The sequence below is a fragment of the Pseudomonas fluorescens genome (assembly GCF_902497995.1).
GTDB classification, from domain to species: Bacteria; Pseudomonadota; Gammaproteobacteria; order Pseudomonadales; family Pseudomonadaceae; genus Aquipseudomonas; species Aquipseudomonas fluorescens_BK.
The window spans coordinates 37,606-59,940 of the sequence record NZ_CABVII010000004.1 but is presented as its reverse complement, the minus strand read 5'-3'; the positions used below and the strand labels follow the sequence as shown (position 1 = coordinate 59,940).

Here is a 22,335-nt window from a genome sequence, read left to right as displayed (position 1 = left end):
GTAAGAGGTTTGTATGCAAAACGCAGATGTTGTGATTATTGGGGCGGGGATTACAGGCTTGGCATCCGCTTACTGGCTCGCCAAGGCTGGGGCGAAGGTTATTGTTCTCGACAAGGGACGTACCGCTGCCGAAGCGTCCTCACGTGCAACAGGATTTCTGAGCTTGCGGGGCGAACAGCCGATGGAGTCAGCTCTGGCTGCTGAGGCTGAGAAACTGTGGGACACCTTAGATGAAGAGCTTGGTTACCCGACCGAATGGAAGCAGCAAGGTCGTCTCTGGGTTGCTACTAACGCCCAGGAATGGGCGGATATGCAGGTTACCTACGAGCACTTCTGCACCACTGCGATTCCTTTCGAACTCATCGATGGAGATCAATGCCGTAAAATCGCTCCGTCCCTCATGCCGGGGGTAGCGGGTGGGATTTATACTCATCGATCGGGGCATGGTAACCCGCAGCGTACGTCCCAAGCATTCGCTTGGGCGTTCCAGGATCGCGGAGGGGTCATCCTAGAAAACAGTCCAGCATTGGATATTCTTGTTGAGGGTGGACGCGTCAAAGGGGTGCGCACTCCGGATGCGATTATATACGCGCCAGTTGTGGTGAATTGCGCTGGGCCGCAACTCGCTAAGATCGCTGCCATGGTAGGCGTTGATATTCCTATTGCTACAGTACGTTTAGAGTCGATGGTTACGGCACCGTTGCCACCGCTCTTTGACGTAGCAATGGTCGCCAATGGCTTGTCTCTTCGGCAGACCCGTCGTGGAAACATCCACTTCAACGGTGGCCCTCACGAGTGGATTGATGTCAGTCTCACTGAGGAGTCCGCTAAGCCCAACACACCAATAATCCGTAATATCGCAGGCCGCTTAGCTGAGTTGATGCCATCAATTGCTCATATTCCATTACTTCGGTGTTGGGCAGGTATTGTAGATGTAACACCTGACCAAGTTTGCATCGTTGATAGGCTCTCAGATCCTGAGGGGTTGATCATCGCTTGCACTTCCGGACATGGATTCGGAATGGCAGTTAGTGTCGGTGTGGCAGTAAAAGATCTTGCGCTTGAAGGTAAAACGTCTATGCCTATAGATGCACTTAAGTTAGAGCGTTTCAAAAACCTTCCTTCCGACTGGAAGGAACTTAGGAAGTGGCAGCCAGGCAGCTATAATACATAGTGTTTTGGTTGGTGAAGCAACTGGTTGATTAATTAATTTGTTATAAATGGTCAGTGCCTATTTTCATCATGGGATGAATTAGGCGTTGTGGAATGTTTCGCCTAATAACTACGCTTTAAAATGTAGGATAGGAGCAGCAGGCATGAAGATTGTCGTTCCAGTAAAACGGGTTGTGGATTACAACGTCAAGATCCGGGTTAAATCAGATGGCTCGGCTGTTGACCTTGATAACATCAAGATGTCGATGAATCCCTTTGACGAGATTTCGGTGGAGGAGGCTGTTCGATTGAAAGAAGCCGGTCTCGACGCCGAAATCATCGTGGTCTCGATCGGTACGGCCAAATGCGAGGAAACTCTTCGCACCGCGTTGGCGATGGGGGCGGATCGCGCAATCCTCGTTCAGTCAGAGGAAGTGGTTGAGCCTTTGGCAGTAGCCAAGATCCTCAAGGGTATTTGTGACATCGAGCAACCCGGCCTGATTTTTGTAGGTAAGCAGGCAATCGACGATGACTGTAATCAGACCGGTCAAATGCTGGCGGCCCTCTTAGACGCCTCGCAAGCGACTTTCGCCTCCAAGGTAGAAGTTGAAGTCGATTGTGTTCTGGTCACGCGAGAAGTCGATGGTGGCTCTCAGACCGTACGCGTCACACTTCCGGCAGTGATCACGACTGACCTGCGTCTGAACGAACCGCGTTATGCATCGCTACCGAACATCATGAAGGCGAAGAAAAAGCCGCTGGAAAAAAAGACTCCAGCGGATTATGGCGTAGACGTAACACCGCGTTTGAAGGTTGTGAAGGTACAAGAGCCGCCTGTTCGGAAGGCGGGTATCCGTGTTTCTTCAGTGGCTGAGCTGGTTGAAAAGCTCAAAGCCGCATCAGTCGTTTGAAGTCGGGAGTTATCATGACTGTTCTCGTTGTTGCTGATCACGCCGCTGGGGTCTTGGCTGATGATGTTGCTAAGGCCGTGGGCGCTGCTGCGAAATTCCAAATGGACATTCATGTCCTTATCGCTGGCTATGCTGTTGACTCAGTTGCATCCCAGGCTGCCAAGCTTGATGGTGTAACGAAGGTTCTGCTAGCTGATGATGTCTCGCTAGAGCACGGACTATCGGAGTCCATCGCTAGCCTCGTCGTCAAACTCGCTCCTGAGTATGCCGTCATACTTGCTGCTGCTTCGGCAGCCGGAAAATCCGTGCTTCCACGCGTGGCGGCAAAGCTTGACGTGATGCAGGTTTCCGAAGTTATTGAGGTCATTTCACCTGATACTTTCGTGCGCCCGATCTATGCAGGCAACGCACTCCAAATCGTGCAGTCTTCAGACTTCAAGAAAGTCCTTACCATTCGCGCTACGGCCTTCGAGGCTGCCGGCAAGATGGGAAGCTCTACGATAGAGGCCTTGAGTGTTACGGTTGAGGCTGCGCCTACGACTTTCGTGAGCAACGCTCTTGCTACCAGTGAACGTCCTGGATTGGCTTCGGCGAAGATAGTTGTAGCGGGTGGTCGCGCTTTAGGCTCAGCAGAGAAATTCAGCGCGACACTCAGCCCGCTTGCCGACAAGCTTGGCGCGGCCATCGGTGCCTCTCGCGCAGCGGTAGACTCGGGGTTCGCACCGAACGATTGGCAGATTGGTCAAACCGGAAAAATTGTTGCTCCTGAGCTTTATTTCGCTTGCGGTATCTCGGGCGCTATTCAGCATCTCGCCGGTATGACGGGTTCCAAAATCATTGTTGCCATCAACAAAGACGAAGAAGCCCCGATCTTTCAGGTTGCTGATTTTGGTTTGGTGGGCGATGTCTTCGAGATTATTCCTGAACTGACCAACGCACTGTAAATTCGGAGACCGTCATGGGTGTAAAAATTAATTTCATCAACCCTTTCGGCACGGATGCTTACAACGGGCTGATCATGGAGACCATGGCTCCTTATCTGACAGGGGGGGCTGAGCTCGTCGTTAGTAATACCAAAAACTGCCCCGAAAATATCGACTACTATTACAACAAACATTTGATTGAAGAGGCTATTTTCGAGAGTTGTATCGACGCGGAAAAGGCTGGGTTCGACGCCGTCATTGTTGGCTGTTGCTATGATCCAGGCGTACGCGTTGCACGGGAATTGGTCGATATCCCTGTCATTGGCCCGCTAGAGGCAACGATGCAACTGGCCCCCTATTATGGCCATGAATACGTTTTGGTGACCGACCATCACAAAGCCGTTCCGTATCTGCGAGATATGGTTCGCCTTTACGGTGAAGATGCACACTGCCGTAAAGTCGACTGCATCGACTGGTGGGTGACTGATATGATTCAGGATACTGCCGGCGTAGCGCGAGATGCTGTGGCCGCAGCGACCAAAATCCGTCAAGAAGCTGAAGCCGACGTTTGCATTCTCGGCTGCACCATTATCTCGGCGTCGTACGAGAAGTCGATTATGGAAGGTGCTCCGCGTGATGTGTCCATCCTCAACCCGAATACAATGGCGTTGAAACTCGCGCAATCCTTAGCTGAGCTCAAGCAACAAGGCGCATATGCCATCAGTCGCCGCGCGTATTACCAGAACCTCAAGGATCGAAACGCTGAAGAGTTTTCAAGTGTCCGTAAGCAGTTTGCGAATCGTAAACCGAACCTTTAAAGATGCATCATTTGTGCTGAATTAAGTTGTACCGCCTTAGTTAGGTTTTTTCTCAATTTGCCCGGTGCACTCCATCGGGCTTTTTTTTGCGGCTAAATAAACTCAATCCGCGGAGCGCTTTAGTATCAATGGTTGAGGTAATGCGCGAATTCATCATTACGTGCTCTGTCGAGTGAGTCGGGTATCTGTCGGGGGGGGCGCTAGGCATTGATTTTCGAATTTTTAGCCGTCGATGTAATTAACACGCCACCGAGGCCGGCAAAATTTTTCGACTCATGAAGACTCATAAATGCGAATCCTCAAAAATAGTGGTGGAAAAAAGAACATCGATATTGAAATTGCATGCTTGAAACTATTAGTCCTAGCTGAAATGTAAGCGTTCTACGTGAACTCTGTTGAACATCCTTGGCGCGCAAAAGAAGTGAATGAAGTGAGTTAGGTGGCAGACCCTAAATCGGTCTGTGAGGGCTGTATTGCTACAAGGAAGGCTTATTCTTCGTGTGAAGGAGGGTAAGTTGAGTGGGCTAATGAAACTGAAAAGTACGGGTGATTTAAATAAAAAAAGGCAATCAAATGATTGCCTTTTTTCATTGTTTGATTGGTTATTCGATAGCTCTAGGTGCACCTACCTCGCTATCTTGTGCACTCAAACCATACGTCTCAAGCGTACTACCGATGGTGTTGTTGTTTTTTAGTTTTGCAATATTCTCATTCAAAGCTTGTTCGAGTTGGTCATTTCCTTTTGCCAAGGCGAAGGCGATTTGTGCAGCTTCAATCGAAGCTTGTACTCGTTTGTCTGGTTCCGCGTGGACGATTTTGAAGTTCTTCAGGCCTCCCTGCTGCTGCGCATAGACTCCCCCAGAGTAGCTGTCAAGACCGGCTTCGATTCGACCTGCCTCTAAGTCTTGGACAAGTGCTACAGGGCTCGGATACAGCTTAATTTTTGAGCCAAATACTTTTTGAAGATCACTGACCCAGTTATAACCTTGGACGGTACCTACAGTTTTACCCGACTCGAGCAACGAGTTCAGTGATGTCGTCCCTTCTTTGGTGAAGATGGCGAGGCTGTCTAGGTAGACAGGATTAGTCATATCCATCGATTTCAGTCGGCTGGCAGTACGGAACCAGTTCCCGACGGCAACGTCAGCTTGGCCAGAAACCACGTACTGCATCACGGCACGCGTATCGACGACGATAGGAGTAACGGTAAGACATTCCATCTCAGCAATTTTGGTGATCAGATCCCCATCTACGCCCTTAATTGCATTGTTATCAGGGATGAGGAATGGAGGGATCATCATCGTGGCGACTGTGAGTTTGCCCGGTGTGATTGTCTTGAATTGATGCGCAGGTGTACATGCGAAAGCGGATTGAGCAGAAACGCTGATTAGTGCTGCGAAAGCAAACGTAAGCTGACGGAACATGATGTTCGTCTCCTGGTTGGTCAAAGTAAAGACATGATCACTGAGCGCATGTGCGCGGTAGGTAGAACAGTGCCGCGACATATCAACCAGGCTTTATCCAGTGGCTGATATTGGACATTTCCAAGCATTTGAGAAGTGTTGCTTGTGGCGCTGGAAAGCAGGCATGACGGTCTTGTGAATCAAGATTGGGAGCGATGTGTAGCCGCCGTGGCTAGTGCGAATCTGCGTGGCTGACAGGCTTCTAATAACTATAACTTCGCTCATGAGTAGGGCACTCCCAAGGTGCGACATTTTTATCGCTTCCATCCCCGCTATGCTTGGAAGAGCGATGAATCGAACATCGCACTCTTGGGGCTTACTGTCAACTCGGTGGACAGAAAAATTGTCCGGTGGGTACGTAAATAGGGCTTAATGGTCGTTTTTGGGATGGTAAGGCGGTTCGGCTGGTTGAGATCTCATCCTTTACGCTTTCTAAGAAAGCTCAAAAAGAGGGCGCTTTGCTTTGCTCAACGTGAGCTTGAGTGATGTCATTTCTAATATGAGGTCACCTCGATACTCGATCGCTGAGGCACCTAAGCTTTAGGTAGCGCGTATTCATTTCTGTATGTACTGTACGGCTAATAAACTTCACCATTGCACCGCCAAACACATGACTATCGAAAGCTCCCCCAATCTGATTGATCGTTTGTCCGCCACTCCGTATTACCAGCAGCTGTCCGACGTTCTCGAAAAGCGTATAGCTAATCGTGAGATCCAAGCCGGTGCTCGGTTACCGAGCGAAAACGATATCTGTATTGAATTTGGTCTTTCTCGCGCAACCGTTCGACAGGCGCTGCAGCTGCTTGAAACGCGCGGCTACGCCACGAGGGTCAATGGTCGAGGCGTGTACGCAACAGAACCTGAAAGCAGTCATGGCTGGATGATCCAAGGTGGCGAGGGCTTCCTCGAAAACGCTATGGGGCACCAAAATCGAGCCGTGTCCACGCGCGTTCTTTTCCATGAAAAATGCGTACTGCCATCGTTTGCTTGTTCCGCGCTACACATCTCTCCGGAGAGTGAGGGTTATCGCCTTGAGCGCTTGCGATATCTCGACGGAGTGCCGGCCTTGTACAGCGTCAACTACAGCCCACCTTTCATCGTTCCTATAGTAGAAAGTGCCAGTGAAGTGCTCTCAGGCAGCGCCTCCTTTAGCGAGCTTTTGAAAAAAGCAGGTGTTTTCCTGGGTGGCGCAAACAGGACGATACGCGCTGTGTCTGTTGACGAGGTGATTGCAGAGCACCTGGAGATTCCGAACGGTGCATCCGTGTTGCATATTCGTTCTGTGTCTTGGACAACCGATGGAAATCGCTTCGATATCTATGATACCTGGGTTCGAAGTGATGTGATTCCACTGGAAATCAACGTAAGTACGGTTCAGCTAGGCGGACGTTGAAGCCGCCCAACTGAAGCGCATCTAACTCCAAGCAATCAGTTTGAAGCGGACGCCGTCAATATCGCACTATTAGGGTGTATCGCCTCGGAGGGGAGCGTAAGCCACCGAACCGATACACCGGCCAGTACGTAGAGTCCTGCAAAAATTATGGTGACGCCACCAGCACCTAGGGACTGCAGAAATACAGCGACAATCAGTGGGCCTACGAACGTTGCTGCACCAGCCCCAAGATTCAGTACCGCAATTGCATTACCCTTTTGCTCGGGTGCGATCAGCGACATCAATACCGATATCGGAGTAAAGCCCGCAAGAGCAACACCGTAGAAGGCAGCGCACAATACAGCGATCCAATATTGCCCAGGGAAGTAGTGCGGAAGATAGTAAAGGCACAGCGTGCTAACTGCGCATCCCAAGCATCCAAACCAGCGCAGGGTGAAGTGCCAGCCCAGCTTATCGCTAAGTACTCCGAACAATAAGTTGGCGAATATGTTGGCTGCGCCTAAGGTGAATACCAGTTTTAGCCATCCCGCTGTGCCGAAACCAAGTTCGTCTGCGAATATGGTAGGAAGGAATATGAGAAAACCAAACTGGGGCGCAGTGTTCACTACTCGAATCAGGCAACCCAGCCCAATCTTGGGATTGGAGTAAGCAATGGTGATGCTGGCGAGAATACTCTGAACAGCTGTTACGCCTTTAGGAGCCAACCGATCTCCCCCTGCTTTACCGCGTAGCCCAACCAGGGCTGCAATCCCGCCCAGCATCAGCAGGCCAAGAGATATCCAGAGGGTCGCATACTCACCGATTAATGGCTGGGAAGCACTTGCGAAAAGTGAGCCTAATGTTGGAAGCCCGCCTGTGAAAGCAAAGTAGAACCAGCCTACTGCGGAGCCCAGACGCTTCGCTTCGGTAGCTGAAAGCACCCACACAAGGAAGCCATAGGCGAAGAATGGATATCCGAAGCCTCTCAAACCGTAGAACGTCATCATTAGCTTGAAATCCTGCGCTGGTACAGCCCAAGCGAGGAAAAGTACTTCGAAGACTACCCAGATAGTAAGGCCAAGTAGCATGACGCGTCGCGGGCCCCATACGTCAGACAGAGCCCCGGCCAACCACGAACCCAGGGTGACCGTCAGTCCATAGAGGGTAATCGCCACAGCTGCCTCGTGCATCGACCCGAGCTTCTGTGCCATAAAAGGAGCGATAAATCCCGACTCCACTCCATCGCCAATCATGAATAAGAGCAGGCCGATAAACCCCCATATCAACGATGGAGGCAGCCCGCTGCGTTCGATGATTGTTGAAGCTTGAGCAACGTCGCTGGATCCGGAAACCTTATTAGCGGTCATTTTGTTATTCTCCGGGTGATCGAGTGCAGCGCGCTGAGTAATGCAGCACGCTGATTATGTATTACAAATCAGATGTTTTTAAACTTGGGGCAGTATCTGCACTTTTCGAGCTCCTTCGGAGCGCGCGGCTTCCAGAGCTTCTGCGAAATTCGCAAGTGGGAAGGTATGACTTACCATTCGGTCGGCGAGGTTTGGCAAGTCGGCAATCTTCAGAATTGCGTCTGGATAGGACGATTCAAGAGATTGTGAGCCGGATAGGGTGAGTTCTCTATCAAATAGATCATAGGGGTGCAGGTGAATATGTTCTTCAGGGCTGCAAACACCCATTTGAAGCAGCGTACCTCGGTAAGCCAGGCGCTTGATTGCATCCGAAACTGCGCTGATGTGTCCGCTTGCCTCGATCACAATGTCGATGTCTCGATCGGTGGTTCGTTGACCAGGTGCGAATACGTTAGTCGCACCGAACTCTATCGCTGCATCCCTTCTTACTTTGCTTGGTTCAATGATATCGATTGAGGTAGCTCCCTCGGCGCGAGCTACCGCAGTGGCTAACAAACCGATGGAGCCAGCACCGTACACCAATACTCGCTTATCCCGCATAGAAGGGGAGCGTCGGAAGCCATGCAGCACACACGCCAAGGGTTCGATCAAGGCGCCACTACCCATATCAAGACCTTCAGGTAGCGAATAGACAACCTTCTCCGGCACGCTTACGAGCTCAGCACAGGCCCCGCTAGAGGTCACGCCGATCGGAACCAAATGGTGGCAGAGATTGACCGCGCCAAGTCGGCACTGTTCGCAGTGCCCACAGGCTACATTTGGATCAACGCAAACACGGTCACCAATCTTGAATCGAGACACTCCTGATCCAATTGAGATAACGGTACCGGCGAATTCATGACCAGGCACTACAGGGAATTTGCCGGTTGGATAATCGCCGTGGCAGAGGTGCAGGTCGGTACCACAGATACCTACCGCTTCCGGTGCGATGATCACATCGAAGGGCCCCGCAATGGGCTCGGGCATTTCCGTGAGCTCAACCGAGCCACGACCATCTAGAACAATCGCGCGCATTTTCGTCTCCTTATTCTTATTAAGTATATGAGCTAGCCGTTTCAGGGTCTGCAAACGTGAGCCTGTTGCCACGCTATACCTGACTTTTTGCCCTGTCTAGTCTGTACGTACAGAACGTACGAAATTTTCTTTTCACCCTTGACGAGCCTTAAAACTTCGGCCTACTATTTTTGTACGTACAGTCCGTACACGTGTCGGAATCGGATTACCCGAGACTGGCAATTCATTTTCAAAACAAGAAGGAAACACTGAGATGTCGATGGAATATCGGATGCGCCGCGTACTGCCAAGCAATCGCGTGGCTATCATCATGCCGGTCGATCATGGCCTGATCTTTGACCGAATCCCAGCCTTGGAAACGCCGTCCGCGCCTTTTGCAGCTTGGGGCAATAATGATGTAACTGGCTTCATGATGACTCCAGGCCAAGTGAAACAATCGGCTCGTTTCTTTGCCGAACACCCACATTTGACCCGTGTGTTGACTATCGATACCTACTACGACTACCGCGAAATGGACGGTAAGGGCTCTCATGGCTTGATCGCGACCATCGAAGATGCTGTCCGCATGGGGGTCGATGCCGTGAAGATGTTGTTCCCTTGGAACATGTCCAACTCCGAGCGAGTCGCAATGTGTGAGCGTGTCGGTAAAGTTGTGGCGGAGTGCGAAAAGTGGGAAATTCCTCTGGTGCTTGAACCCGTACTAATTGGCGCCCCTCGTACTGAAGAAGTCATTGTGGCTGAGGAAAAGATCGCTCGAATTGCCTACGACTTGGGAGCTCACATCATCAAGATCGCTTTCCCAGGTGAGGAGCGCACGAAGCGTTTGGTCGAAGAACTGAAAGTGCCACTGGTAATCGCTGGCGGCCCACTGGCAGGTGACGTATCGGAAACTGTTGACGCTGTCGCTCAGACAATTCGTGCAGGTGCTCGCGGCGTTATCGTAGGCCGTAACATCTGGCAGCGTGAGCGCAACATGGGCGAGCAGGTTCTGCGCGAAGTGGCGAGCCTCACGCGTCAGGTGACTTTCAACGACTGATCACCAAAACGTTACACCCATATCTTTCCAATAATAAAAAAGAGTGTCGAACGTGAGCGGAACGAATCTACGTGCTCCTGCTGTTTTGGGAGTTGACATTGGAAGCACTAATTCCAAGGTTGTGGCGGTGGACATGCGTGGTGGGGTGGTCTCCCGCTGCAGTCGCCCGACCCCCCGAGGCACGTCCGACCTCTCGGTTTCAGCAGAAGGTTTGCTAGAAATCTTGGAGGAAATGGTAATCGAAGCCTGTGGTGCGCACTATGGCATTAAATCCATTGCCATCGCAGGCATCGGTGAAGATGGCGTGTTGGTTGATGCGAATTTGAAGCCGCTGATTCCTGCGTTGGCTTGGTTCGATCCCCGGCGCAATGCCATTTTTGAAAAAATTAAGCCTTTTCTTGCTCCTAACGTCGAAATGGGCGTCGCTACTGATCCATCGCGGGCTCTGGCCGGTTGGGTCTGGGCAAAGGAGCAACCTAATACCGAGTCAGCGCAATCATGGCTTGCGCTGACTGACTTTGCGGCTAGCCGATGGGCGCAAACGCCCTTTATGAGTGACACCTTGGCGGCTCGGACAGGTGCTTGGGACGTCAACGCGGGCGCCTGGGATGTCAGTCGCGTAGATCTATGTCTGGGCTCAGCCACACTCCTTCCCCCCGTTAGGAAAACAGGCGACATAATCGGCGAACTTCGTTCTCGGCGTCTTGCCGAAGCAGGAGTTGTCTTGCCTGGTGCAGTAGTTGTTGCTGGTGGTCATGATCATCCAATAGGTGGGTGGGGTGTATCGCAGATGCATCGTGGAGCTGTGCTGGACTCAATGGGGACAGCCGAAGTCGTCGTTGCCCAGGCCTCGAGCCCAGTTTCCGGCAATGCCGAGATAGATATCGCTCAAGGTATTCGCGGGAATGTGCGGACGTTGCTCACTGTTCAGGAGCTCAACAGAAATGTTGACTGGGCCTCGCAAGATGCAGAGGTCGACCGTGCACTGCGAATGATCTTTTCCGGAAAGCTGAAACCCGACAGTTACGTCCACTCGGATTGCTTTGTTCCGGGAGGCCGAGGAGGCTCCAGTCCTTTCTTCAGCCTCGACTCACCATTATGTGCTGTATCCAAAGCGTCTGCTGTTGCAGGGGCGCTTTCCCGCGCTGGCAACAACGCAGTCAACCGAGTAGCCCAATACATGCCAACCGGTGCGGCAATTTACTGCGCTGGAGGATGGGCACGCTCACCTGGATGGATCAACCTCAAGCAGTTGCTGAGCGATAAAGAACTCCGAGTAATCGCTGAGCCTGAGGTTACTGCCGTTGGAGCAGCATTACTGGCTGCTGCAGCGATTGATTGCCAAGTCGATGCTGGTGCGGCGCTCTCAGGTAATGAAAGCTTAATTCGCAGCGCCCGATCACCATTTACAACGGCGCTGGCGCGCTAGTTAACACGTACGCGAAGCAATCCAGCTATGCACGCTTCCAGAGTCGAGTCTGGACGAGCGAGGCGTGTAGGTGAATGAGACTATTGCCATGAAAAAAATAATCAACGATCCGAACGCAGTTGTTTCCGACATGCTGGAAGGAGTTGTTCTTTCAGACGATCGATTAGTCTTGCTGAGCGGAGAAGATGTTGTCGCTCGCAAAGATTTTCTAGAACATGCCAACGCAGGCAAAGTTTGCATCATCTCTGGTGGTGGTGCGGGACATGAGCCAGCACACGGTGGGTACGTTGGTTTCGGTATGCTGACTGCAGCAGTCGCCGGCCCTGTTTTCACTTCTCCCAGTGTCGATGCGATCCTCAATGCAATCCTCACTGTTGCAGGCCCGGCCGGTGTTTTGCTCATCGTGAAAAGCTACACCGGTGACCGCCTAAATTTTGGTCTGGCAGCAGAAATTGCTCGATCGTCAGGTGTAAAGGTAGACATGGTGATCGTGGGGGATGACGTAGCTCTGGACGGCGACGGTCGAGTAGGGCGTCGTGGTATCGCTGGCACTGTATTCATTCATAAAATTGCGGGTGCAGCTGCGCAAGCCGGTCTTTCATTGGAAGACGTTAAGGCAGAAGCTCAGTGTGCAGCTCAAGGTCTGTTCAGCATGGGTTTGGGGTTAAGTGCTTGCACAGTACCGGCAGCTGGTAAACCAGGCTTTTCTCTCGAAGATGACCAGGTTGAGTTCGGCCTCGGCATTCATGGGGAAAGTGGCGTAAGTCGCAGCAAGGTCGATTCTGCAGAAGTGATGATCCGTTCGCTCGTCACCCGAATCGTCGAACAAGGAAATCTGCAATCCGGACAGCGTGTAGCGCTGATGGTAAACAACCTGGGCGGTACATCTGTCCAAGAACTCGACATTGTGGCGCGACAAGCGCTGATTGAGTGTTCGACTCACGGCCTAAGGGTCGAAAAGGCAATGGTAGGTACTTTCTTGACCGCCCTAGAAATGGCCGGCGTCTCGCTGACTTTCTTGCGCGTTGACGATGCCATTCTGGAACGCCTAGAAAGCTCTGGGAAAACCTCAGCCTGGAAAGGGATGACAAGTCCATCGCAGGAGGTCACAAGAGTTGTGGGTGCAAGTGCTGAGAAAGTTCATGCGGTCGAAGGCACTGCTTGGTCATCGGACACAGCTCAAGAATTCAAGGAAGTTATTAAAGCCGTTACTCACTCACTCAAACAAAGTGAGCAGATCCTGACTGAGCTCGACTCAGTTGTGGGAGATGGCGATATTGGAATCAGCCTTGCCCGTGGTGCCCGCGCAATCGATGAATCTCTTGAACATCTGACTTTGGATAAACCAGCAGTTGCTCTCCAGGAGATCTCCGCCATTCTTCGTCGCGTTCTCGGCGGTACATCCGGGCCGTTGTACGCCATGTTCGTGCTACGGGCCGGGACGGCTTTGGCGGCTCGCAATGACGTATCATCCGTTTCTGCTTGGGCTGCGGCGTTGCAGGCAGGTTGTAACGGTATGAAAGCGTTGGGTGGTGCTACTGCTGGCGACCGCACTATGTTGGATGCGCTCCTGCCCGCTTGTGAATTTCTAGCAACTGCGAAGGGTACTGCAGCAGCGGTGGCTGCGGGAGTGACCGAGGCCGCCGAAAAAGGGGCAGAGCTGACTCGCTCCATGCTGCCTATGAAAGGTCGATCATCTTATATCGGGCAGAGAGCCTTGGGGCACGTTGACCCAGGCGCATATGCCGTCACCGTTTGGACGAAGGCGATCGCAGGTGCACTGAAACACCTGTGATCTGAAGTAGACCGTAAATACCGCCTCAACTCGTGAGTTCGTTGGCCATCTGCTAGATGGCCAACGAATCAAATGTTTTCAGAAAGTGAACCGCACTCGTTAGTGGAGAAGTTATCTCCACGGCTTTGTGCTGCGCGAAATAGGAGCAACGGTGATGGCTCGAAGAACAAAAATAGTCGCAACACTAGGCCCTGCAACCCAGTCGCAAGAGGCGATTGAAGGACTCATAAAAGCAGGTGTGGATGTGGTTCGTTTGAACTTCTCACACGGCTCTGCTGAAGAACATGTTGAGCGAGCAGCGCTCGTTCGATCGCTGTCGGCGAAGCATGGTCGTTTCGTCGCTATCCTGGCAGATCTGCAAGGCCCCAAGATTCGAATCGCTCGATTCGCGCAGGGGAAAGTTTCGCTCCAAAAAGGGCAGACCTTCATTCTCGACGCGACACTTGAGCGCGATGCCGGTGACGAAACAAAGGTCGGAGTCGATTATAAAGCCTTGATCACGGATAGTCGGCCTTACGACATTTTGCTGTTGGATGATGGTCGTATTGAGCTGGAGGTAGTGGAGGCAGGTGCGACGTCGCTGGTGTGCAAGGTGCTGGTTGGCGGCCCGCTTTCCAACAACAAGGGTATCAACCGTAAGGGCGGAGGTCTTTCCGCTGCAGCCTTAACCGATAAAGATCGTGATGACATCAAGACTGCCGCGATGATGCAGGCGGACTACCTAGCGGTTTCTTTCCCTCGTGATGCTGCAGATATGGTGTTGGCTCGGACACTCCTGCATCAGGCTGGTGGAGATGCCAACTTGATTGCCAAGATCGAGCGAGCCGAGACCGTAGAAGACACTGCAATTCTGGACGCCATCATTCAGGCATCTGACGGCGTCATGGTCGCTCGTGGGGATCTCGGTGTTGAGATCGGTGATGCGGAGTTGGTCGCGGTTCAAAAGCTCATCATTGAGCGAGCCAGAACACTCAATCGGGTGGTTATCACTGCCACCCAAATGATGGAAACGATGATCACGCAGTCGCTGCCCACGCGCGCTGAAGTGTTCGACGTGGCTAACGCTGTTCTGGATGGTACCGACGCAGTCATGCTCTCCGCTGAGACTGCGACCGGGGCCTATCCAGTAGAGACGATTGAGGCGATGCATCGCATCATCGTCGGCGCAGAGAAACACCCTTTAGCACATCGTTCTAAGCATCGGATGAACGAGGAGTTTGTTCGCATCGATGAGTCCGTAGCCATGTCCGCCATGTATGCCGCCAACCATCTGAAGGGGGTCAAAGCGATTATCTGCCTGACAGAGAGCGGTCATACCCCGCGTCTGATGTCCCGCATCCGGTCGCATCTCCCCATCTTTGCATTTTCCCGAAATGCTCGAACTCAGAACAGGGTCGCGCTGTTCCGAGGTGTATTCACTGTTCCGTTCGACACGTCGGCCATTCCTAACGATGAGGTGAATCGGAGTGCTGTTGGCGAGCTGGTCGCGCGGGGCGTCGTAACCGATGGTGACCACGTTCTGATTACGAAAGGTAATTACGTCAATGCGCAAGGTGGGACGAACACCCTCAGGGTAGTGCGTGTAGGTGACGAAATTCTTTGATTTAAGGAGGTGGTCATGTCGGATCTTCACTCCTCCGCGAAGGAGCTTCGTAAGCACAGTTGCATTGATCCTCCGAAGTGGCCTCGCGATTTCGATTTCAGGGTTGAGTATTCGGAACAGCAGGAAATTGTACGGCCCACCGAGCAAGTTTCATCCGAACTCAACCAAACCATCAGCGGATCAATAACGATGAGTAACAAACCAACCCAGATTCATCAGGTTTTCGCACGTGAGATCTTGGACTCCCGAGGTAACCCAACCATCGAAGCCGTAGTGACGCTCGCTGGCGGGGCAACTGGTGAGGCCAGTGTGCCATCTGGTGCGTCCACCGGCACGCGAGAGGCCCTGGAGCTACGCGATGGTGCAGCCCGCTACAAGGGCAAAGGTGTTTTGCGTGCTGTTGAAAATGTTAACGGCCCGATCCAGAGGTGCATTGTTGGTCTGAATGCACTCGATCAACGGGTAGTCGATCAGGCAATGATCGAGTTGGATGGTACCGACTCGAAATCTGCCTTGGGCGCCAACGCCATCCTTGCTGTATCCCTGGCTACCGCCAAGGCAGCCGCTGCTGCACAGAGTCTTCCCCTTTATGAGCACCTTGCGGCTCTCTATGGCAATAAAGGCCAATTCACGATGCCCGTACCCATGATGAACATCCTCAATGGAGGAGAGCATGCGGACAACAACATCGACATTCAGGAATTCATGATTCAGCCAGTTGGCGCTGAAAGTTTCCGAGAAGCACTGCGTGTTGGTGCGGAAATTTTTCAGACGCTGAAGCAAGTGCTGAATGAACGAGGACTGAGCACAGCAGTTGGCGACGAAGGAGGTTTTGCACCGTCGTTGAGTTCCAATGAAGAGGCGTTGGTAGTGATTCGGGAAGCTGTAGTACGAGCCGGATATCAGCTCGGGAAGGATGTCACGCTCGCCCTGGATTGTGCCGCCTCCGAGTTCTATCGCGACGGCCAGTATGTTCTGGCAGGCGAAAAGCGCTCCTTCAGTTCGACTGAGTTCGCTGATTATCTCGCGAGCCTTGCTGATAAGTATCCGATTCTTTCGATTGAAGACGGGATGGATGAGAGTGACTGGGAAGGCTGGGCGACTTTGACTCGCAAGCTGGGCAAAAAAGTCCAGCTTGTCGGTGATGATCTGTTTGTTACCAACACGCGGATCCTGAGCAAAGGTATTCAGCTAGGAATTGCGAACTCTGTTCTCATCAAACTCAATCAAATCGGTAGCCTTAGCGAGACCTTCGACGCTATTCGCATGGCTCAGGATGCGGGCTACACCGCAGTGATTTCCCATCGCTCAGGTGAAACCGAAGACACCACTATCGCCGACCTAGCGGTTGCAACCTGCGCCGGCCAAATCAAAACAGGTTCGCTGTGCCGTTCCGATCGAGTTGGCAAATACAACCGACTGCTTCGCATCGAGGAAGCGTTGAGGGATTCGGCACCGTACACCCCTCAATCAATTCTCTCTAAACAGGCCTGAGGTTCCGACGCTATGCAAACCAAACTTGTAATCGGCAACTGGAAGATGAACGGCCAGTTCCGAATGAACGCTACGCTGCTAGCCGACTTGGTGCCTGCTTTATCGGCGTTGAGTAGTGTCCGGGTCAGCATTTGTCCACCGTTTCCTTATATCGGCCAAGTCGCTTCCAGCTGCCAAGGCACTGCCATCAAGGCAGGTGCTCAGAATTTAAGCCATCACTCAGCGGGCGCTTTCACTGGTGAAGTTTCGGGAGCCATGCTGCATGACGTTGGTTGTCGCTATGTGCTCGTTGGGCACTCGGAGCGCCGGTCGCTCTTTGGTGAGAGCGATGAGTTGATTGCTTTGAAATTTGAAATGTCTCTGGCAGCAAACCTAATCCCTGTGTTGTGTGTAGGGGAAACCTTGGAACAGCGCCAGGCAGGAGTGACCTTTGACATTGTGAAGGCTCAGCTTCAGGCAGTTATTGATCGCGTAGGAATTCGTGCCATGGCCAAAGGTGTGATTGCTTATGAGCCCGTATGGGCGATTGGGACTGGCGAAACGGCATCCTCAAGCCAGGCGCAGGAAGTTCATCAGCAGATCCGTAGCTATCTGGCAGATCAAGACGCATCGCGTGCCCAGCGCGTAGACATTCTCTATGGCGGCAGCGTCAAGCCTGATAACGCAGGCGAACTGTTCAGTCAGCCGGATATTGATGGTGGGCTGATCGGAGGTGCCTCTTTGGACGCAACTTCATTCGTGGCGATTTGTGTGGCTGCGCAACAGGCGTAGACCACGTTTATCAATATCCATTTGTACTGATCCTTCACATGTTCGTGCGGGATCGTTCGAGCTTTATGAAAGGTATGCTTATGAGCAGTCAGCGTCTTGCCAACCTCTTCCCTCGTGCCGATCAGGTACCTGAGTCTTATCGCCTCGGTGCTCCCATTGAACAGCGAGAGTATCTCGTCGGCGGTCAACTACAAGCTTGGAACGGCCCGCTTATTTCGGTTCACAGTCCAGTGTTTCTGTCTGAGGCTGATGGCGATTCCCAGGTGCGTTTAGGCAGCTTTCCACAGATGGATGCTGAATCAGCTCTGGTGGCTTTGGATGCTGCGGTGACGGCTTACGATAACGGCCGAGGTGTGTGGCCTACGATGCGCGTCGCCGAGCGCATCCAGCACGTAGAGCTTTTCCTGTCTCGTATGCGCGAGCAGCGTACTGATGTAGTTAAGCTGCTTATGTGGGAAATTGGCAAAAACTTGAAGGACTCGGAAAAAGAGTTCGACCGCACCTGTGACTACATCGTTGACACCATCAACGCACTGAAACAGTTGGATCGGCGTTCCAGCAGATTTGAGCTGGAACAAGATACCCTCGGTCAAATTCGGCGCGTTCCATTGGGTGTGACACTCTGCATGGGGCCTTACAACTATCCGCTCAATGAGACGTTCACCACCCTGATCCCTGCTTTGATTATGGGGAACACCGTTGTTTTCAAACCCGCCAAATTTGGCGTATTGCTAATCCGTCCGCTGCTGGAGGCATTTCGAGACAGCTTCCCCGCCGGCGTGATCAATGTGATCTACGGCAGCGGTCGTGAGACCGTTAGCGCATTGATGGCTAGCGGCAAAGTTGATGTCTTTGCGTTCATTGGAACCAATAAAGGTGCTAGTGCGCTGAAGAAACTGCATCCTCGTCCGCACAGGCTGCGTGCTGTACTCGGCCTTGATGCAAAAAATCCAGGCATCGTCTTACCAGATGTGGATCTGGATAACGCAGTGAGTGAGGCAGTTACTGGCGCGCTGTCGTTCAATGGTCAGCGTTGTACGGCGCTGAAAATCCTGTTCGTTCATGAGGATGTGGTTGAAAGCTTCCTCGGGAAATTCAACGAAAAGCTTGCCGCTTTGAAGCCTGGCATGCCTTGGGAACCAGGTGTTTCTCTTACTCCACTGCCTGAGCCCGGCAAAACCGACTATCTGCAGGGCATGGTAGATGACGCCCGTCGCAAGGGAGCCGAGATCGTTAACGACGGCGGTGCAGAGCAGCGCCAATCATTCTTTTATCCTGCCGTACTCTATCCGGTCACACCTGATATGCGTGTCTTCCAAGAAGAGCAGTTCGGGCCGATCGTACCAGTCGTTCCTTTCCGAGACATCCAGGTTGTGATCGACTATGTCCTCAAGTCTGATTTCGGTCAGCAGTTGAGCATTTTTGGTACTGACTCCGCACAAGTCGGTCATCTGGTCGATGTCTTCGCCAACCAGGTCGGGCGGATCAACATCAACGCTCAGTGTCAGCGGGGGCCGGATTCATATCCGTTCAATGGCCGGAAAAATTCGGCTGAAGGCACGCTATCCGTAAACGATGCACTCCGCGTGTTCTCCATACGTACCTTGGTGGCGACGAAGTTCAATGAGTCCAACAAGAAGCTCATCAGCGATGTGATTCAAAACCGCGATTCGAGCTTTCTCACCACGGATTACATCTTCTAGAACTAACCGTTTCTGAGTTGGTAATCGGCATTTCAGCCCGGCTGGCGGCAAGCTATCAGTTTGCCGCTCTCCCGCGTCAATGCGACGGTCTTGAGAGGAAAATAATAATGAATGACATCTCGCAAGTGAAGATAACTTCTCCCTCATTTTTGGATCGAATTGGGCTTCCAGCCCATCTGTTTCCAGGCTTCTTGGGCCTATTGCTATTCATGATTGGCGACGGTGTTGAATCCAACTACCTATCGCCTTTCCTGGTTGACAATCAAGGATTCAGCGAAGGGTCGGCCGCCCTGACGATTAGCCTGTACGGAGTTTTCGCAACCATTGGTTCTTGGTTCGCAGGTACTCTCTCGGCTGTACTTGGGCCGAGAAAGGTCATGCTGATCGGGGCAGTTAATTGGGTCGTATTCGAGGCCATTTTCCTCGGCATCGGTGTGCATGCGGATGTGCATTGGGTTGCTGTCGCGAGTTACGCAATACGGGGCATTGGTTACCCATTTTTTGCCTACGCTTTTTTGGTGTGGATCAGTCTTGCGACCCCGGCGCATCAAAAGGGTAGTTCGGTAGGATGGTTTTGGTTCGCCTTCGGTGCCGGACTCCCAACACTTGGTTCTCTGCTTGCCAGCTTCACAATTCCCATGATCGGTGAGATACCCACCTTTTGGCTCGGTACGACGCTGATCATCATCGGTGCAAGCGTCGCATTATTTGGAATACGAGATCTTAGGCATGCCGGCCCCGCAGCACTGAAGGGCAGCGGCTGCGCGGGTTTCAAAAATGCTTTGACGATCGTCTGGCATCGGCCTCGTGTGACAGCAGGTGCGATTGTTAGGCTCGTGAACACGACGCCGAATTTTGCGCTGTTTGTCGTTGCTCCGTTTTTCTTCGTGCACAAGGTGGGATTTACCCAGAGTGAGTATCTTCAGATCGTGACGATCGTTTATACCGCCAACATCTTCGCTAACTTGGCGTTTGGTGTATTGGGCGATCAATTCGGATGGAAGCGTACAGTCACCTGGTTCGGATGTGTCATGTCAGGTATCGGCATTCTACTGCTCTACTATGTCCCCCTTTGGATTGGGCCGAATTTTCTCCTTACGGCGATCTGTTGGGCAGTCTTTGCCATTGGCCTCGCTGGATTTGTGCCGCTCACAGCCCTTGTGCCTGCCATGGTTCCGGCGGCTGAACGGGCGAATGCGCTTGCGCTATACACGCTTGCGGCAGGTCTTGCTGCGTTCCTTGGCCCAGCACTCGTAGCGGTTGTAGGAGGGGCGGAACAAATGGAGCTCCTTATCTGGATTTTTGCTGCGATGTACCTTGGTGGAGCGTTGCTATGTGCTTACCTCTCCAGCGCTGAAGATCCAGGGCGCTGATGAATACCTAATCAACTCAAGCGATCACCGGCATCGGCTAAAACTGTCGGTCGATTGCTCTTAAGATCGACCAACTTATCAGAGTGATTGAGATGACCACCTGTACATTGATCATCCTTGACGGAATTGGCGTACGCGCAGAAGCCGAAGCAAATGCCTATGCCGCTGCGCGCACGCCGACTTTGGACGGACTTTTCCAAAACTACCCGCATAGCCTTATCGCTACCTCCGGACTTACCGTCGGCTTGCCTGATGGGCAAATGGGGAACTCTGAAGTCGGCCATATGAATCTTGGAGCAGGCCGTATCGTTTATCAGAACCTAACCCGCATCAATAAGGCGATTGAGGACGGTACCTTCGCGACTAACCCGGCGTTATCAGCGTTGGTTGATCAAACCCAAAGAAGAGGCGGCGCAGTGCATCTCATGGGGCTGCTGTCGCCAGGCGGTGTTCACAGCCACATTGACCAGATTATTGCGGCTTGCCAAGTACTGGCAGACTCCGGAATCAAACAGCTCTATGTGCACGCATTTCTTGACGGACGTGACACCGCGCCGAAGTGTGCTGTTGAGTCCATTTCCAAGCTCGAAGCCCAGTTGGAGCGGCAAGGGTGTGGCCGCATAGCCACAGTTATCGGTCGCTACTTTGCCCTTGATCGTGACAAACGATGGAATCGTGTTCAGTTGGCCCATCAACTGATCTCACAGGGTGTGGGCGAGTTCACTGCAAAGTCAGCGCACGACGCGTTGAATGCTGCCTACGAGCGTGGCGAATCAGACGAATTCGTTCAGGCGACACGGATCGGTGCGGCGAAACCAATCACCGATAAAGATTCGATCGTATTTATGAACTTCCGGCCTGATCGGGCACGACAGCTCTGCGAAGCTCTGATCTCCCCAGCCTTCAATGTATTTCCTCGGCAGCATGTGGTTGCAAAAGATCGACTGCTGACCTTGACGCGTTACTCCGACGAGCTTGACGGGCCATGCGCATTTCTCCCGGACAATATCGTCAATAGCCTTGGTGAACACCTGGCAGGTATGGGCAAATCTCAGCTACGTATCGCCGAAACTGAAAAATACGCGCACGTCACGTTTTTCTTCAACGGTGGTCGCGAGGAGCCTTTCGAGAAAGAGCGAAGGACGCTAGTACAATCGCCGTTGGTAGACTCTTACGATTTGCGGCCAGAAATGAGTGCTTACGAACTGACTGATAGTTTGGTAGCAGAAATCCTGAGCCGGAAGAATGATCTTATCGTGTGTAACTACGCGAACGGGGACATGGTAGGGCATACCGGATCCTTCGACGCAGCCGTCAAGGCAGTGGAAGCCGTAGATGAATGTCTCGCTAGAGTTGTCGAAGCAACATTGAGTTCGGGAGGCCACTGCCTGATTACAGCCGACCACGGCAATGTGGAGCAGATGCTCGACCCGGAAACCCAGCAGGCGCACACTGCACACACTCTCAATCCTGTTCCGCTTATCTATGTGAGCTCTATCGCGTCAGATACGAGTCTGAAGGACGGTCGCCTGTGTGACATCGCCCCAACTGTGCTCAAGATTATGGGGCTTCCCATACCAAGAGAGATGATTGGTGAGATTCTGATTCGGAATGAACTTGGCTAGCTCAGATATTAAGCAACAGTTCTTGAGCGGCAGAAGGTTTGTCACTCTGGCGTCATCAGCACCGCTAGCGTCATGTTGATGAACTCCTCGTTCTTGCTGATTGTGTCCAAAGCGCCGCGAACGTTGCCGGCAACCTCTGCTGATCCGCGTTGCTCGACCCACAGCGTCAGCTCCATGATCGCAGCTTCGAGAGCCAGTTGGTTTTCGTTGATCTTGAACAGCAGGGTAGGGAGCAGGTCTGAATTTGGCATCGTGATTCCTCTGTGGAAGAGGACAGCGTAGCAAAGGTCTGAATCAGTTGGGCATGGCTCTGACACCGCCGAGTCCTGGCTGACCAAGTGAGTTCGGTTTGAGTACAAAAGGCCCGAGAGGGCCCTTTTATTCTTGAGTCGACCATCGGTACCTAGACTGTTTCGTTAAGCATTT

General features: G+C 52.4%; 18 protein-coding genes. 14 read left to right on the top strand and 4 right to left on the bottom strand.

Going from position 1 to position 22,335, the window contains the following annotated elements:
• The first annotated feature begins 13 nt into the window (after positions 1–13).
• From F8N80_RS05940 to F8N80_RS05925, 4 genes are all read left to right on the top strand, one after another.
• The gene (locus tag F8N80_RS05940; protein ID WP_150783434.1) at positions 14–1,174 is read left to right on the top strand and encodes an NAD(P)/FAD-dependent oxidoreductase; all 1,161 of its coding nucleotides are present in this window, start codon (positions 14–16) and stop codon (positions 1,172–1,174) included.
• Between the two features lie 142 nt (positions 1,175–1,316).
• Complete coding sequence (locus F8N80_RS05935; RefSeq protein WP_150783433.1) at positions 1,317–2,063, top strand: electron transfer flavoprotein subunit beta/FixA family protein; 747 nt, start codon at positions 1,317–1,319, stop codon at positions 2,061–2,063.
• Between the two features lie 14 nt (positions 2,064–2,077).
• Positions 2,078–3,007: an electron transfer flavoprotein subunit alpha/FixB family protein gene (locus F8N80_RS05930; protein WP_150783432.1), complete on the top strand. Its 930-nt coding sequence runs from the start codon at positions 2,078–2,080 to the stop codon at positions 3,005–3,007.
• Between the two features lie 14 nt (positions 3,008–3,021).
• Positions 3,022–3,804 (top strand): aspartate/glutamate racemase family protein, encoded by a 783-nt coding sequence (locus F8N80_RS05925; protein WP_150783431.1) that lies wholly within the window; start codon positions 3,022–3,024, stop codon positions 3,802–3,804.
• A 602-nt stretch (positions 3,805–4,406) separates the two neighbouring features.
• Here the strand turns inward: F8N80_RS05925 and F8N80_RS05920 are convergent.
• Positions 4,407–5,228 (bottom strand): substrate-binding periplasmic protein, encoded by an 822-nt coding sequence (locus F8N80_RS05920; RefSeq protein ID WP_150783430.1) that lies wholly within the window; start codon positions 5,226–5,228, stop codon positions 4,407–4,409.
• A 649-nt stretch (positions 5,229–5,877) separates the two neighbouring features.
• On the opposite strand from F8N80_RS05920, the gene F8N80_RS05915 reads away from it, so the two are divergent.
• A complete protein-coding gene (locus tag F8N80_RS05915; protein WP_191632864.1) occupies positions 5,878–6,660 on the top strand; it encodes a GntR family transcriptional regulator in 783 nt (260 codons plus the stop codon).
• A gap of 35 nt (positions 6,661–6,695) precedes the next feature.
• On the opposite strand, the gene F8N80_RS05910 is transcribed toward F8N80_RS05915, so the two are convergent.
• A complete protein-coding gene (locus F8N80_RS05910; protein WP_150783428.1) occupies positions 6,696–8,006 on the bottom strand; it encodes an MFS transporter in 1,311 nt (436 codons plus the stop codon).
• 78 nt (positions 8,007–8,084) lie between these two features.
• The gene (locus tag F8N80_RS05905) at positions 8,085–9,080 is read right to left on the bottom strand and encodes an alcohol dehydrogenase catalytic domain-containing protein (RefSeq protein ID WP_150783427.1); all 996 of its coding nucleotides are present in this window, start codon (positions 9,078–9,080) and stop codon (positions 8,085–8,087) included.
• A gap of 253 nt (positions 9,081–9,333) precedes the next feature.
• Between F8N80_RS05905 and F8N80_RS05900 the strand changes: the two genes are divergently transcribed.
• From F8N80_RS05900 to gpmI, 9 genes are all read left to right on the top strand, one after another.
• A complete protein-coding gene (locus F8N80_RS05900; protein ID WP_150783426.1) occupies positions 9,334–10,116 on the top strand; it encodes a class I fructose-bisphosphate aldolase in 783 nt (260 codons plus the stop codon).
• 43 nt (positions 10,117–10,159) lie between these two features.
• Positions 10,160–11,545: an FGGY-family carbohydrate kinase gene (locus tag F8N80_RS05895; protein ID WP_150783425.1), complete on the top strand. Its 1,386-nt coding sequence runs from the start codon at positions 10,160–10,162 to the stop codon at positions 11,543–11,545.
• An 88-nt stretch (positions 11,546–11,633) separates the two neighbouring features.
• A complete protein-coding gene (gene dhaL, locus F8N80_RS05890; protein WP_150783424.1) occupies positions 11,634–13,340 on the top strand; it encodes a dihydroxyacetone kinase subunit DhaL in 1,707 nt (568 codons plus the stop codon).
• Between the two features lie 154 nt (positions 13,341–13,494).
• On the top strand, positions 13,495–14,943 hold the full coding sequence (pyk, locus tag F8N80_RS05885) for a pyruvate kinase (RefSeq protein ID WP_150783423.1): 1,449 nt from the start codon (positions 13,495–13,497) through the stop codon (positions 14,941–14,943).
• Positions 14,944–15,132: 189 nt separating this feature from the next.
• Positions 15,133–16,437 carry a phosphopyruvate hydratase gene (gene eno / locus F8N80_RS05880; RefSeq protein ID WP_150783569.1) on the top strand — a complete coding sequence of 435 codons (1,305 nt, stop codon included), beginning with the start codon at positions 15,133–15,135 and terminating at the stop codon, positions 16,435–16,437.
• Between the two features lie 12 nt (positions 16,438–16,449).
• Positions 16,450–17,208, top strand: coding sequence for a triose-phosphate isomerase (gene tpiA, locus F8N80_RS05875; RefSeq protein ID WP_150783422.1), 759 nt, complete (start codon positions 16,450–16,452; stop codon positions 17,206–17,208).
• An 80-nt stretch (positions 17,209–17,288) separates the two neighbouring features.
• On the top strand, positions 17,289–18,911 hold the full coding sequence (locus F8N80_RS05870; protein WP_150783421.1) for an NADP-dependent glyceraldehyde-3-phosphate dehydrogenase: 1,623 nt from the start codon (positions 17,289–17,291) through the stop codon (positions 18,909–18,911).
• 107 nt (positions 18,912–19,018) lie between these two features.
• Positions 19,019–20,284, top strand: coding sequence for an MFS transporter (locus F8N80_RS05865; RefSeq protein WP_150783420.1), 1,266 nt, complete (start codon positions 19,019–19,021; stop codon positions 20,282–20,284).
• 92 nt (positions 20,285–20,376) lie between these two features.
• Positions 20,377–21,909, top strand: coding sequence for a 2,3-bisphosphoglycerate-independent phosphoglycerate mutase (gpmI, locus tag F8N80_RS05860; protein ID WP_150783419.1), 1,533 nt, complete (start codon positions 20,377–20,379; stop codon positions 21,907–21,909).
• 41 nt (positions 21,910–21,950) lie between these two features.
• Here the strand turns inward: gpmI and F8N80_RS05855 are convergent, their stop codons facing one another.
• Positions 21,951–22,160, bottom strand: a complete 210-nt coding sequence (locus F8N80_RS05855; RefSeq protein ID WP_150783418.1) for a hypothetical protein — start codon at positions 22,158–22,160, stop codon at positions 21,951–21,953.
• Positions 22,161–22,335: the final 175 nt, after the last annotated feature.